At 42.2% G+C, this 14,888-nt stretch carries 14 protein-coding genes; all 14 read left to right on the forward strand.

The window, feature by feature from the left end:
• The first annotated feature begins 56 nt into the window (after nucleotides 1-56).
• The 14 genes from OYT88_RS12345 to OYT88_RS12410 all read left to right on the forward strand — a co-directional run bounded on the left by OYT88_RS12345 (nucleotide 57) and on the right by OYT88_RS12410 (nucleotide 14,842).
• Nucleotides 57-509 (forward strand): RelB antitoxin-like protein, encoded by a 453-nt coding sequence (locus tag OYT88_RS12345; protein ID WP_274400390.1) that lies wholly within the window; start codon nucleotides 57-59, stop codon nucleotides 507-509.
• Nucleotides 510-1,153: 644 nt separating this feature from the next.
• On the forward strand, nucleotides 1,154-2,278 hold the full coding sequence (locus tag OYT88_RS12350) for a phage portal protein (RefSeq protein WP_274400391.1): 1,125 nt from the start codon (nucleotides 1,154-1,156) through the stop codon (nucleotides 2,276-2,278).
• A gap of 2 nt (nucleotides 2,279-2,280) precedes the next feature.
• A complete protein-coding gene (locus OYT88_RS12355; RefSeq protein WP_274400394.1) occupies nucleotides 2,281-2,859 on the forward strand; it encodes an HK97 family phage prohead protease in 579 nt (192 codons plus the stop codon).
• Complete coding sequence (locus OYT88_RS12360) at nucleotides 2,856-4,304, forward strand: phage major capsid protein (RefSeq protein WP_274400395.1); 1,449 nt, start codon at nucleotides 2,856-2,858, stop codon at nucleotides 4,302-4,304. Before OYT88_RS12355 ends, OYT88_RS12360 begins: the two co-directional genes overlap by 4 nt.
• Before the next feature lie 17 nt (nucleotides 4,305-4,321).
• A complete protein-coding gene (locus tag OYT88_RS12365; protein WP_274400397.1) occupies nucleotides 4,322-4,654 on the forward strand; it encodes a head-tail connector protein in 333 nt (110 codons plus the stop codon).
• On the forward strand, nucleotides 4,654-5,004 hold the full coding sequence (locus tag OYT88_RS12370) for a phage head closure protein (protein WP_274400398.1): 351 nt from the start codon (nucleotides 4,654-4,656) through the stop codon (nucleotides 5,002-5,004). Before OYT88_RS12365 ends, OYT88_RS12370 begins: the two co-directional genes overlap by 1 nt.
• Nucleotides 5,001-5,369, forward strand: a complete 369-nt coding sequence (locus tag OYT88_RS12375; protein WP_274400400.1) for an HK97-gp10 family putative phage morphogenesis protein — start codon at nucleotides 5,001-5,003, stop codon at nucleotides 5,367-5,369. The genes OYT88_RS12370 and OYT88_RS12375 overlap by 4 nt, the downstream gene beginning before the upstream one ends.
• Nucleotides 5,369-5,776 carry a hypothetical protein gene (locus tag OYT88_RS12380; RefSeq protein WP_274400402.1) on the forward strand — a complete coding sequence of 136 codons (408 nt, stop codon included), beginning with the start codon at nucleotides 5,369-5,371 and terminating at the stop codon, nucleotides 5,774-5,776. Before OYT88_RS12375 ends, OYT88_RS12380 begins: the two co-directional genes overlap by 1 nt.
• The gene (locus tag OYT88_RS12385; RefSeq protein WP_274400404.1) at nucleotides 5,773-6,414 is read left to right on the forward strand and encodes a phage tail protein; all 642 of its coding nucleotides are present in this window, start codon (nucleotides 5,773-5,775) and stop codon (nucleotides 6,412-6,414) included. Before OYT88_RS12380 ends, OYT88_RS12385 begins: the two co-directional genes overlap by 4 nt.
• 413 nt (nucleotides 6,415-6,827) lie before the next feature.
• Nucleotides 6,828-7,319, forward strand: a complete 492-nt coding sequence (locus OYT88_RS12390) for a hypothetical protein (protein WP_274400406.1) — start codon at nucleotides 6,828-6,830, stop codon at nucleotides 7,317-7,319.
• A gap of 60 nt (nucleotides 7,320-7,379) precedes the next feature.
• On the forward strand, nucleotides 7,380-7,748 hold the full coding sequence (gpG, locus tag OYT88_RS12395; RefSeq protein ID WP_274400408.1) for a phage tail assembly chaperone G: 369 nt from the start codon (nucleotides 7,380-7,382) through the stop codon (nucleotides 7,746-7,748).
• Nucleotides 7,749-7,933: 185 nt separating this feature from the next.
• Complete coding sequence (locus OYT88_RS12400) at nucleotides 7,934-11,842, forward strand: tape measure protein (RefSeq protein WP_274400410.1); 3,909 nt, start codon at nucleotides 7,934-7,936, stop codon at nucleotides 11,840-11,842.
• 3 nt (nucleotides 11,843-11,845) lie between these two features.
• Nucleotides 11,846-13,414: a distal tail protein Dit gene (locus tag OYT88_RS12405; RefSeq protein WP_274400411.1), complete on the forward strand. Its 1,569-nt coding sequence runs from the start codon at nucleotides 11,846-11,848 to the stop codon at nucleotides 13,412-13,414.
• Between the two features lie 12 nt (nucleotides 13,415-13,426).
• Nucleotides 13,427-14,842 carry a phage tail spike protein gene (locus OYT88_RS12410; RefSeq protein WP_274400413.1) on the forward strand — a complete coding sequence of 472 codons (1,416 nt, stop codon included), beginning with the start codon at nucleotides 13,427-13,429 and terminating at the stop codon, nucleotides 14,840-14,842.
• Nucleotides 14,843-14,888 lie beyond the last annotated feature (46 nt).

Here is a 14,888-nt window from a genome sequence, read left to right on the forward strand (position 1 = left end):
TGTACGTACGATACGTACAGTTCGTACGAATGTGTTATAATAAGGAGGTGGAAGGAGTGGAGAAAAAAATGCCGGCAGCAATAGTTCAAAAATCAAGTGATGTCCGTGATCAATGGTCAACTTTTATTGATGCTGTTATTTATAAGTCACCAAAATTTGTTCAGAGAAATCATAAATCAAATGATATATTTCTTATGATGAATTTGCATGTTGCTAAGGATTTACTTGAAAAATACCGTTTTGAAATTAATATTGAGCACGATAAAGAAGCACAGGAATATATTGCAACCATTGATGACATATGGATTGTTGAGTCTGGAAAGACAGAAAAAGAAGCAATTAAAAATTATTTAACGAGTTTTATTGACTGGTCAAAAGACTATTTTAATGAGTTTGATTCAAATTATCGCGCTCCAAACCTTAGACCACAACTCCCCCTTGTAATGAAAGCATTAATTATTAATGACGTTGAAAATCTTTTAAAGTATACTGATGTGCAATACCCGTGATCACAAGAGATTTTGTGATAAGAATGGATGGAAATTATACAAGGGCGGAGATCACTGGTTTTACAGAAAGTTAAATGAAGACGGAACGTATGATTATACAAAAATATCAAGAAGCTACAAAGAGTATGGCAAAGGAATGTGGAAAGAAATTCTAAAACATCAATTGAAAGTCAGCCAAGAATATTTTGACAAGCATAAATAACTATTTTTTTTAATCATAAATTATTGATCTTCCCTTTTAATAAGTATGTAAGAGAATACAGGGTAAAGGTTTTTTGATTCACCTCTTTTTTCCTTCCCTGCTTGAAAATTTGATGACATTTTCATACCTCCCTAATTTCTATCTAGGTTTCTATTAAGCACTGATACAAGTTACCAGTGCTCTTTTTTTATCAAAATTTTGATTTTCCCGCTATATATATACAGAGAGGATATTAATAAAAACATGAATCTGAATAAAATAAATGACTTTATTATTAATAATATTCATACAATCTTATTTATTTTGGGTTTAGGTCTATTTGTGTTTTCTATGTTCATGGTTAATAGAATAGCAGGATTATTTACTCTATCCATTGTTTTAATCATTATTGCACTTTTACTTAACCCAAAGGATGACGGTAAGGGAGGAGGTTAACTGAGCCTTGTTTTTTAAATCAAGAAAACGAACAGAGGAGCGTAACCTGAATCTTGGCAACGGGGCTAATAACATTCAACTAGCATTGGTTAATGGTCAGCTTCAGCCGGTTCAGTCCGGCGTTAATGCTAGTGAAGCAGTTCTGAATTCAGATATTTATTCAGTCGTAAATCTGATTGCTTCGGATGTTGCTTCTGCCAACTTTAAAATCAACGTTCCGGACAGTAATCTCAGTTACCTTCTTTCCAGGCACCCTAACGATTTGTTTTCACCCTATACATTCTGGCAGACAGTCTTATGTAACCTTTGCTTAAATGGGAACAGCTTTGTTTTAATCTGGCGTGATCCTGTGACACTACGGGCAACAAAACTTGAATTGCTTATCAATATGGAAACAAACGTCCTGATGACAGATGACTCACAGGAATTAATTTATCAGATTAATTTTTTCGATGACCGGCCACAGATGAAGGTTTCTTCAAAAGATATGCTTCATTTTCGGCTTATGCCCACCAATATTACCACTCAGCTGATGGTTATGGGCGTGAGTCCTTTAATGGCCCTTGCTGATGAAAATCAAATTGAAAAACAATCCAACAAGCTAACGTTAACGTCATTGATGAAATCAGTGAATCCATCCGGAATATTAACACTTAACAAAGGGCTTCCTGGAAAATCTGAAAAAGAAAATATTCGAAGAGACTTTGAAGAAGCCAATACCGGAACCAATGCCGGCCGTCCTATGATTCTGGATCCCCTGACCTCTTATAAATCCGTTTCAATTGATCCCAATGTTTTGGAATTACTCAAAGGAACAGACTGGACCCGGCAGCAGGTCTGCAAGGCATTCGGCGTTCCAACAGATTTACTGCAAATGGAATCGGAGCATTCGAATATTCAACAAATTTTAGTTTATTATGCTTCATGCTTAAGCCGATATATGAATGCCCTTACTTCCGAGATTACAGACAAACTTTGTGATTTTCCTAATGAAACCGTGACGATGGATACATCCACCATTACCGATCCTGATAATTCAGCAATTGAAAATAGAATGGCCAATCTCGTGAAGAACGGTGTTATTACTTCCGATGCGGCTTTATCCATTCTTCAGCAGAAAGGGGGATGGTAAGGTTGCAGGAACAAGAAAAAAGAACATTTAATCAGACGTTCGAGATACGAGCGAGTGATGATACCGGCGACCATGTGATTTCAGGATATGCGATTGTATTCAATCAGCCGAGCGAATACATGGGCTTCGTTGAAACCATTGACCCTGGAGCCTTGGAAGATGTGGATTTATCAAAAGTCTTCTGCTTGTATAATCATGATTTCTCAAACGTGTTAGCCCGAACGGATACAAAGACATTGACTTTGAGTATTGATAAACGTGGGTTGGCATTCACCTGTCAGCTTCCTGAAACCACACTCGGCAATGACGTTTTTGAGAATGTGCGGAATGGAAATGTTCAAGGCATGAGTTTTGGATTTACCGTGGAAAAAGATCAATGGAGCGAGGATTCAGAAGGCAATACAACGAGAACTATTTTAAAGTTTGATAGGATTACTGAAGTTTCCCTGACCTGTATCCCGGCTTATCCGGAAACATCGGTAGCAGCACAGAGATCCTATGAAAGATACAAGCGTTCGCAAGAAAAGGAACGCTTTTTATTATGGCTTGATTTAACAGAAAAGGAGAACAAAATGCAATGACGATAGAAGAAAAAATTGCAAGAAAGAAAAAAGAACTCGCAGAAAAACGTGCCGAACTTAAAACAAAAATCACCGAAACACGGGCTTCTGTAACTTCTGACGGCTCGGACGGTTCAAATACGCTGTCTGCCGATGAAATTCAGGCTGCACAGAAACAGATCAGTGTGATTGAAAATGATTGCAAACAGTGTGCTGCAGATATTGATGCTCTCGAACAGATCAGCCCGCTTCTGAATGATCCAACGGACGACGGGGATTCTGATAGTTCCACAGATCAGGAGCAGAACGCCGATCAGAGTAAACAAGCTGCCCCGGCCAATGGTTCACAGGCTCCGGCGGCACAAGGTGCGAAGGCTCCGGCTGCCAAAGTTCCGGCCGCTGATCCCAATGTTAAGGCAAGAAGCAGGGTCCTAACAGCGGAAGAAAGAGGAATTAATATTAATAAAATGCATAATGTAACAGTCAATGAAAAACGCAGCCTTCCTAATGTTAAAGCATTTGAATCTTACATTCGTGGGAAAGGACAAGTGCGGGCAGATCCTGGCATTACCAGCACGGACGCCAGCTTTGGAGCGATCGTACCTGTACAATATTTGAATGCAAGTGACCAGCCACTTCCGCCTAATTCTCTGGCTCCAATTGTTAATAAAATTTCTGTTAATTTCCGTACAGGTCATTATCCGATTTTTAAACGCCAGACATTAGGCATGACTAAAGTAAACCAGCTTGATCCGAACGCCGTGACCAATAACCCTTCTATTATTGATTGCATTTATGATCTGGCTACTTATCGGCAGCAAGTTAATATTGCTCAAGAATCTATTGACGATATGAATGTAGATATTACTGGAAAAATTTCGGACTTTATTAATGAACAGAAATACTTGACGGAACAATACACCATAGGAAGCTTACTGGCAGCCGGGTCTACTGCACATGCTGTAAATCCTGTGACCGTTCACAGCATTGATGATATTAAATTTCAGTCGAATGTGGCTTTGAATATCGCTTACACCAGCCGTTATTTTGTTGCGACACAATCTGCATTCCAGATTTTGGATACGGTGAAAGATGCTATGGGCCGTCCGATCGTTCAGGGTTCCTTAGTTGATGCAACGAAACGTTCATTGTTCGGGTATCCGTTGATTATTGTTCAGGATGTCGCCATGGGAGCAGCTGGCGAGAAGCATTTATGGCTTGGGGATCCGAAATCCTATATCGCTTATTTTTATAAGACGGATACGACCGCTCGCTGGTTCGCCGGCTATAATTATGAAGTTCAGCTTTACGCGTTCTATCGTGCTGATTTTCAGATTGCAGACGATGAAGCGGGTGTTTCCATGCTGATCGGTGACGACTTTACGACACAGTATTCTTTAGCTCAAGGTACTAGCACGACAACGACCACTACAGCCGGAACGACGACAACCACAACCGCTGGTTAATAAGAAGGTGACGGATTATGCCACTAACCACAGATGATCTGAAGAATCAACTTCGCATAGATGGCACTGCAGACGATATATTTATTCAAGAGTTGCTTTCTGAAGCCCAGGATTATGTCATGCATTCCGTTGATTCTTCGCAAACTATTGATGTTTATGAAACCCATCCGATGTTTGATAGAGCCTGCGCTTTACTTGTCGGACATTGGTATTTTAACCGTCAGCAAAGTTATACAGCTTCACGGATGCTGCCTCTTAACATCCCGTATGGCGTCGATGAAATTATCAGTGAACTGAGAGGAATCATGATCGTTACAACAACGACTACAACGACCGGGAGTGGTACTTAATGGCTCTGGCATCAGATCCCTCTCGTTTAAATAAACGGATTAGTTTTGGAACAACCGTACCGAAGGAAAACGGAAACGGAATAGCAGTCAATTCAGCGGACTCTAACTTTCAGGAGTCCTTTTCTTTATGGTGCGGAATTTGGAATAAATCACTGGCTGAAAAGTTTGCTGTTGCCGGAACTGAACATGATAGCGATATAACAGTTATTATCCGGCATAACACGGCTGTTTATAAATCGTTACTGGCTCAGATTGACAGTGTGACCTATCGGGTCATTTCTGATCAGCCGGACGAATCGCCAAGCCCAGTTAGCTTTGATCTGCTGACGTTAAGGAAGGTGACAAAATGAGTGTTTCTATTGATGGCGAGCAGAAACTAAGTGAACTTGTTGATAAGTTGGGAATCTCAGAAGAAATAAAAAGAAAAGCAATCGACGCTGCGGCCGATGTCTATGGCAACCGATTGATTGCCAACACGCCGATGTCGCCGGACAGTAAGAAAAATCATTTGCGTGATGACGTGACGTTTAAAAAGGACCAGTACCCGGACGGTTCGGTGGATGTTGGTTTCAACAAATATGGCTGGTATTATCGTTTCGTAAATAACGGGACCAAATATATCCATGGAAAACATTTCATGGAACACTCTTACGATCAGGCGAAAGACGAGATGCAGAAAGTCATGGAAGACACGTTAAGGAACGGCGATCAATAATGTTGCAGGTTCAGGAAGTGCAACAGGGATTACGCTCTTTATCACAGCTCACGGATATTGTCCCCGCTGAAAACATTTACGCGTTCACACTTCCGCTTGAAGTAACCAAACAAGCCGTGGAACCTGTTCATCCGGTTCTTTTAGTTACTTCCATTCGCGGGCTCTATAACAAGTTTGCAAGTAACCATGCCTATGGGGCCTATCGAACCGTTCAAATTCAAGGCTGGTTTGATCCCGCAGATACTCGAGCGGATAAGGTCAGAAGATTGATTAACACAGCCTGCGAAGCCATCGGTTACTATAATTCCTACGATGCTGATTTTGATATGGATCCCGACACGTCAGAATTTTATTTTACAACGCAGTACACGAAAAATTCACATAATGAAGATAACGGTCTTTCTTGATCTTTAAATATAAAGGAAATGATGAAAAAATGGCAATGCTAGTCGGTTTTGAATCTGCCCGCATTGGGATTCTTGACGATAATGAACAGGTAGATCCTGCTAAGATATTCACAATCAATGGACAGCAAGGCGGGACGCTCGGGGCGAACATTAGCAACCTAAACTATACACCGACTATTAACTATGCAAGTAATATTGCTTATCGCGTATCGGGCAAAGGTACGGGTGCGGCTACTTGTACCTTAACGACTGAAGATATTCCGATGGATATTATTTACCAGATTACGGGTGCGACTAAAAATGAAAATGGCATCTATACGATTGGCCGGGATACACAAGCGCCTTATTGTGCATTGGAAATGATTAGCGGGGATTCCGGCGTACCATCCAAAAAAGTTTACCTGGCCTTGCTGAAGGGCGTTTTTGGCTTTCCTGCTTTGAACCCTCAGACGAATAATGCTGCTGAAGTGGATTTCACAGATTCATTAACTTTCACCTGTTTAAACAGGAAGTCAGATGATCTTGTATTCGCTGAAGGATTTGAAGCGGACAGCAGTTTCCAGGAAGCGTCTTGGACACAGTTTGTTTTCCCTGCTCCGACTGGTTCGACAACGACTACAACCACAGTCGCTGGTTAATCTTGAAGTTTATCCTGTGTCAGCCGGCCATCAACAGGTTTAAGTGGGAATTGGATGTCTGCCTGACTAACCTTAAAGAGAATGGAATTGATGATATTATCTTGTTGTTTACTCAGCATGACCCTTTAATCCCCGTTTATTTTGAGAAGAAATATCAGGCAGACTGTTTCGTTTATCTGGACAGCCGATTAGACAAAACCTATATTCCATCCGTCAAGCCTTACCTCTGGATGAAGTTTTTAAAGGCTAACCCATCAGCGGAAAAAGGGACTTACTTTTATTTGGACGCTGATGTTATATTCCGTGAACTTCCCGACTTTCACAAGATTCATTTTAATTCAAAGTTATGGGCCGGGTCGGATTGTAATCCTTATCTTTCTCCGGATTACATTTGTTCGAAGGATAAGGATTACATGAAACTCATGGCTGACGTTATTGGCATCAATGAAGAGGATGCTTACGGTTTCAAGGGTTGCTCGGCCGGTGCCCAGTGGATCATTAAAGATCCTTACGCTGATTATTGGGAAAAGGTTTATGAAGACTGTGGCAAGCTCTACAGCATGTTTAGCCGTGTTGAAGCCCACTATAAGCAAAAGCACGGGAATGATTACGTTCCTATCCAAAAATGGACAGCGGAGATGTGGGCGCAACTATGGAATATGAAACGGTTTGGCATTCAGCCGGCTATATCTCATGAACTTGATTTTGCTTTTGCGACGGATGACAGAGAAAGATTCCATCAGGTGAAGATTCTGCATAATGCCGGGGTAACGAAAGATAAGAAGGATTTATTTTTTAAAGGTCAGTACGTAAATAAGGATCCTTTTAATGAAAATCTTTCTTTTGTTAATAAAAATAAATGCAGTTATGAATATGTTAAAGCCATTCGGAAAGTAAAAAAATAAATATAGGGGGCTATCAGCAAAACGGCTGGTAGTCCTTCTTTTTTTGGGAAGTGCTAAAAATTGACATTACGGATTCACATAAACGGCAAAGAATATGTTGTCAAAGAAACAGTTCGGATTGTAAAAAAGACATTTGAAATGCAGAAAAAGTTTATGAATTTGGATCAAGACGTTTCAAAAAGCCAGTCGGAAGATGCAACGAATGAGGACATTCTTTCTGCCGTGAATGCAAATATTGAAGGCATTGATGAAATGGCTAATTATATTGCGGATTGTATAGATGATCCGGAAGTAACGACCGACTTCTTACTGGACAACCTGAGTTATGACACGTTTGGAAAATTAGTCAACAAACTGATTACCAAGATTCTTCATGTAGACAATGAGGAAAAAAAACCGGAAAGCAAGTCAGCCCAGCAAAATCAATAAAGAATTTGAATGAACTCAGAAGACGGCTCATGAAAGAGAACGGATGGACGCTGGACCATGTTGACGATACCAATTACTTCGACCTTTGCGAACTATACGCCAATAAGAAAGAAAACATGGTTCCATTAGCAGACTTCTTAAAGAAATTGCCTATGCAAAAGAACTAAAGAAAGGGGGGATAACGATTGGCTATTCAAAATCAGAAAGCACTGGCTTCGTTGGTTGTCCACGTCGGCTTAGACGACACAAACGTGACACGGGGTCTTTCTGCGGTAAAAAATTCTGTACGTGCCGCAACCAGCGAATGGCGGGCGCAGTTCTCTATTTTTAATACTTTAGGTGACAGGCTTTCAGCCACTAAGGCCAAATATGAAGGGCTGTCTAATTCCATCAAAGCCCAGCAAAATTTGATTGAAGCACAGAAGCGGCAGCTTACTGAAATGGGAACGCGGACCGAACAGAATGCTTCCGACTTTGATAAACTGGCCGCACAGATTAACAATAACGTTAAACAGCTGGCCTCTTTAAATGCCCAGCAGGAAAAGGCTAAACATTCTTATGAATTTGAACAATCTGGAATTCGGCAGGATCGGTCAGAACTCAATCTTCTGCAGCGGGAAATGCAAGCGACTATTAAAATGTATCAGGACCAGGGCAAAGAGCAGGAAGCAAGCCGAGCCAAAGCCAAAGGGCTGACGGATGAAATTAATAAACTGACCCAGGTTCAAGGTAAAGAGCAGAACATTTTAAATAGCATTGCTTCCGACGAAGGTAAAGATTCCACTGCCTATAGGGAACAATCCATCCGGGTCAATGAACTTTCTTCTTCCATTGCCAAGGCTAAGAATGAGTATAATGACCTGAATAAATCAGCTTTTTCAGCTACTGCACGAATGAAGTCTTTCGGTGAATCAGCTCAGAAAGCCCATGACGTGTTCAAGGGTTCGTTCTTCGGCACTCTGTCTGCCAATGCGGTTTCTGCAGTCTTCAATAAAATTAGTTCAGGAATTGATACAGCAGCTCATTCAGTCATTAATTCCGGCATTGCTGAAAATAAAACTTTGGATTCAATCCGGAATGTTTGGGATAACATTACAAAGTCCGCAAGCAAGGGCGATGCGATTACTAAAACCATTGAAGAAATGCACGTTCAGTCCAACTATTCCTTGAATGCTGTTTCCGGTCTTTCTAAAGCCATGTACGGATTAACCGGCAACCAGAAAGGCATGAAAGATTTAGCGACTTCGATTATGGAAGTAGGACGGGCCAAGGGCCTGGACGAAAACAAGCTGATGACGATTTCTAAACGTTTGCAACAGATAGGAACCAGCGGACATATTACGTACGCTAACGTGACCAGCATGAACAAGCTGTTGCCGGGATTTGCTGAAGCAATGGCTAAGAATATGGGTGTTTCTTCTGACCAGCTTATTCAGATGGGCAAGAAAGGCCAGATTACAGCTAAAGATTTTGAAAATACGATGCTTGCCATGGGGAAATCTAATTCCAATGCCTTTCAAAATTATGACCATACGTGGGCCGGATTCTCGCAGAGTATGAAAACTTCCTGGGACGAACTGGCCGGCAAAATGATGAAACCGCTGTTCAGCACGGATAAGTCCGGGCTTGGCGCATTGCAAAACATGATGAAGTCCAAGGTCATACAGAACGGAGCTACGGCACTAGGGAAAGTCATAGCTAATGTGGCCAGTGCTATTTCTCAGGAGATTCCTAAAGTTGTAAGCTATCTTCAGGATCATTCCAAGCAGATCAGTAGTTTTCTAGGAACGATCGGCAATACAGTCAAAGGTATTTGGAATTTTTCCAAGCCGTTGTTAACCTTCTTTCTCGACAATCCTAAAGTTTTAATTGGGGTCGCTACGGGCATTGGTGCAATCCGTGTAGGCATGGTCGGGCTTTCTGTAGCGGCTAAATTAGCTTCGGTTGACTTTAAGGCCATGCGTGTGGCTCTCATTTCTACAGGTATTGGGGCTGCCGTGGTTGGCATTGGTATTGCTGCTACTTTATTGATCGAACACTGGAAACAGGTTCAGAAATTCTTTGCACCGTTAGGCAAATGGTTCAGCGGAATTTGGAACGGCATTACCGGCGGAGTGAAAAGCTTTGTAAATGGAGTCGGCAGCCGATGGAACAGTATGACTCGTTCTGCCAGGTCCACCTTTAATTCACTGGCAAAGAATGTTCAATCTGGTTTTAACAATGCCCGAAACTGGGCTGTTTCCGCTACGAATAAAATGGTCAATCAGGTAGCTAACTCTCATTCCTGGCTGAATAAACAGACCAACGGTGCAGCCAGGACGATGTTCAACGGATTGAAGAAAACCTATCAAGACGGACATAAAGTCATTCAGGACCGGACGAAAACCTTTTCCGACTTTGTAAACGGCCGTTGGGGCAATCTGGGGAAAGACATTCGGAAAACTTCCTCAGATACTATGAAAATGGCCGGAGACTATTTCGAGTCCGGATATAATACGCTGAATAAACTCACAGGTGGCCGGCTAGGAAATATCCTCAGTACCTTCGGGTCATGGGGCAATAATACAAGAAAAGTCGTTTCCGGAACCTGGAGCCATATTTCCAGTTATTTTGGTTCAGGACTCAATAATGTGAAGAATGCTGTGGGAAATACCTTAAACAGAATGTGGAGTTCCATTTCTTCATGGGGTGGAAGAGTCGTTAATTTCTTTAAAGCTTTGCCGGGCAATATGGCAAACGGCATTCGTAACGGTGCCCGAGCGTTAGGCAATTCCGGCATTTATATAGGAAACAAGCTGATTGATGGTGTCCGTAACGTCATAAACGGAGTCATTAATGGCATAAACTGGATTCTTAAAAAAGTGAGTATGCCGACGATCGGCCATGTTAGCCTGGGTCATGTCCCTTACTTTGCCAACGGTTCGGTAGACAGCATGGGCCGTTTCCTTCAGGACTCGATTGTTCATGTAGGGGATGGGAACAAACCTGAATTAATTAAGCACGCAAACGGAACGATTGAAAAAACGCCGGCTAGAGATACGATTGTTATCGTTCGCAAAGGAGATTCCATACTAGGCGGCGATAAGACGGAACAATTACTCAAATCCGGACTTAAGTTTTCATTAGGAACCTGGCTGGGTTCGGCTGTGGACTTTATCAAGGGTGGATGGAATGCCCTGACTTCATCGGCGGATGCTATATGGAACGCGATGTCACATCCGAAACAGCTGCTAGGGACGGTTATAGATCGGTTTGCAGGATCGGCAGTTAATAAGCTGAATGGAACGGTTGCGGAAGTCGCAAGCGGCATTGTTAAAACCGTGATTAACGGGGTCGGTAAATGGCTGTCTAATCAATTCGGTGCTATGGGTAATCCTCCGGGAAAAGGTGTCGAGCGTTGGCGTCCAGAAGTGATTCGGGCGCTTGCGATGAACGGTCTTTCTACTTCCGCATCCATGGTTAATAAAGTGCTGCGTCAGATCCAAACTGAATCTGGCGGCAATCCGGGTGTCACACAACACGGGTACACGGACATCAATACTTTAACCGGCAACCTTGCTCGCGGACTTATGCAGGTGATTCCTCCAACTTTCAACGCATACAAGTTTCCGGGGCATAACAATATCTTAAACGGATTTGATAACCTGCTTGCTGCTTTAAACTATGCCAAGCATCGCTATGGAAAGAGCTTATCTTATCTTGGACAAGGGCATGGCTATGCAAACGGTGGCCTGGTCACAACGGAACAGATAGCCAAGATCGCTGAAGGGAACAATCCCGAAGTTGTTATTCCCCTGACCGATCAGAACCGATCCATACAGCTCATGTATCAAGCATTAGACTATCTGACCAATAAGCAGGATGGAAATAAAGTTTCTAACCCGTCAGCTTCTTCTAGTGAAAACACGAACTTAATGAATCAAATGGTTGTTCTTCAGAAGCAGAATAACAGTTTGACAAAAGCATTGATTCAAGTGCTTGAGGGAAAACAATTCAATGTTAACCCTACACAGTTTGCCAAACAGATTACACCGTATATAAATCAAGAACAATCTGGTATCAATTTACGCCTTAATCGGGCATTGGGGGTTTAAAGGTTGGCAGAATTAGGTTTAACTTTTGCTGGCATTCATTCCCAAGATATGCCTGTTATTATAAATACAATTACACGGCCTTTTTCGATGAATGCAAGTGAACTTGTCCAGGAAGTTCAGGGAATGAGCGGCAACGTATGGATGGGAAATCATAACTCGTCTATTTCTTTTTCTATAGATTTAACGATTATAGGAGATTCGCGAACGGAACGAATTAATAATACCCGCATCGTGGCAAATTGGCTCTTTCAGATTGATAACTATCAGGAATATGAAATGATCTTTGACGAAGAGCCGGACAAGTCTTATTATGGGCATTTTGTCGGATTTTCCAATATGACTGATTTAATGGATTGGGGATCAACCACTTTAACTTTCACCTGTTCAGATCCGTTTGCTTATAAAGAACAGGTGGATACAAATACATTTACAGCTTCTCCGGTGACGTTCTCTGTCAATTCCCAAGTTCCTACTAAACCCATTATTAATGTTGAAGTTAATTCCGATATTACGAGTTTAGCTTTAACTAATTCTAATAATGATTATATTTTCTTGGGAAACCCGGTTGATCCGGATCAGGGGCAGAGTCAAGCGAATAAGACACCGTTAGTGTTTATGGACCCGATGACCGATTCAAGTTCATGGGCAGCGAACACGGATGAAAATTATATCAACGGAACCGTTGCCGGTCAGTTTGAAGTAAGTGCACAAGCATTCTTAACTACTTCATCCGACTATGGATCCGGTTCTGCTTGGCACGGTCCGAGCTTAAAGAAATTTATCCCCGGCTCCGAGCAGCTTCAAGACTTCCGGATGAACGCTGTTGTCTGGTTTGATTCTCTGGATTATAAAAGTATGGGTGTTTGCCGGATATATTTACTCGACGCAAATAATAATTCAATTGGTTATATTTGTATAAAAGATAATGATAATGTGAATCCGTTTGCTATCTTTCAAGCTAAAGCCGGGACGGAATCTAACGGCCATGATATCTGCTACACCGGACAGAAAGATCAGATGATCAAGAAGAATGAAACGCTTAAGAAAAAAGTCCGGGGTCGCTGGGTTTGGTACACACAGCCGGTCAATATTGCAGAAACCAACATCTTTAATAATTTCTATGGCATTCTTTCGCTTCAAAGAATCGGAAACACTTGGACAGCTTCGATTACAAAGTGGGATAGCAACAATATGCCACAATGGACGTATTCGTATAAATGGATGGATTCAAATAACCAGTATACCGGAAAACTTTCCGGTGTCGCTATTTATAATGCAGCTTATGGCACGGCTCCGGTTATGACGCACAATCAGCAGGCGGAAATAAGAATCTATCAGATACTAGACGGCGGCGTTCCGGGGACAACAGAAGTTCCCGTCATTGCGTCAGCCGGAGACGAGATTATGATTGATTGTGAAAGTTGCAATATTCTTAAAAATGGTGAAGAGTTTATGGATCAGCTTCTAATCGGATCTAAATTCTTTGATCTTGCCGCGGGTACTGAGGTCATTGGTTATGCTCCTGCCGATAAAATCAACCTTGCTTTGTCGTACCGGCCAAAGTTCATGTAAAGGGGCCTAACCATGATCTACATTTTAACACCTGATAAAAAAGTCGTGACGGTTTTGAGTAACGACGGCGGTTTGTCATGCCCTTTTTACAATGATCTGCACGTGGAGCAGTTAATAGAGTTTGATTCTACTTATACCTTTACCAGTCCCACTGAATATGACCAAACCCAGTCTATTGTCGTCGGCAATTATGCGGCTATTTTGGATTTAGACAATGAGATTCAACTTTTCAGAATCACAAATACGGATGATGGTTTCGACAATAACGGAAAAACAATTATAGCGACCTGTGAAAATGCTGCTATTTTCGATCTGAATGGAACACTTATCCGGCCCGGCCATGACTTCAGCGGCATGATGGCAAAAGATCAATTTGCCTATATTCTTCAGGACACCGGGTGGGAAATGGGCTATTGTGACGTGATCGACAGCCAGACGCCTTCCATAGATAGTTACGCAACGGCTCAGGCGGCCTTACATTCGGTGGTGGATGCTTATAACGGCAATGTGAAGTTTCGGATTGAACTGTCGGGGAATCAGATTTCGCATCAGTATATTGACTTCCTGAAGCAAAGAGGGACGAGCAGCGGCAAGCGTTTTGAATACAGCAAAGATTTGCAAGGCGTTCAGCGCACGATCAACATAACCGATAATTTTGCAACCGCACTGATTCCCCAAGGGGCTAATGACAGCGCCGGAAACCCGATTAATATCACCTCTGTGAATAGCGGGCTTGATTATATTGCGAACGATGAAGCCAACCAGCTCTATAATCCGCTTTCGGACAAGTACATCTATAAACTTTACACCAACGATAAGATGACGACCCCCGGAGCGCTCCTAGCCGATGCCCAAAAACAGCTCGCCATCGTCAGCAAACCGGAGACAACCTATGACTGCTCGGTGCTTCTACTTGAACAGATAGCAGGATTTGAACATGAGGCTGTCCGCTTAGGGGATACCGTTAATGTCATTGATAAAGATATGAATCCGACACTGACGGTACAGGCTCGCATCATTGAAATGGATGTCTCCTACTCGGATCACACAGCGGATAAAGTTGTTTTGGGTGATTATGTACCGATTCAGGATATAACGCCGACATTGGTTAGCAAAATTCAGGCTCAGGTGAGCGATGCTCTGAGCAAAATTGACATGACCAATATTAAGGTTGAGATCAGCGCATCGAATGGCAGCATCTTCAAGAATAGCCAAGGAACAACAGATTTGATTGCTAGGGTTTATAACGGGAAGACTTCGATCACGTCGGATTTACAGCCGAGTAATTTTGTCTGGAATAAAGTTCAGGCGGATGGATCGCATGACACAGCTTGGGAACAGGCACATACAGAATCCGGAAATACCGTAATGATTAATGCTTCAGATGTATACGGGGAAGCGACGTTCACCTGCTCAATCAATCTATAAATTGACTCTCACGGATATTAATACAAAAGAAAGGAGCGCATGATTT

The organism is Sporolactobacillus sp. CQH2019 (genome assembly GCF_028765345.1).
In the GTDB taxonomy this organism is placed as follows: Bacteria; Bacillota; Bacilli; order Bacillales; family Sporolactobacillaceae; genus Sporolactobacillus.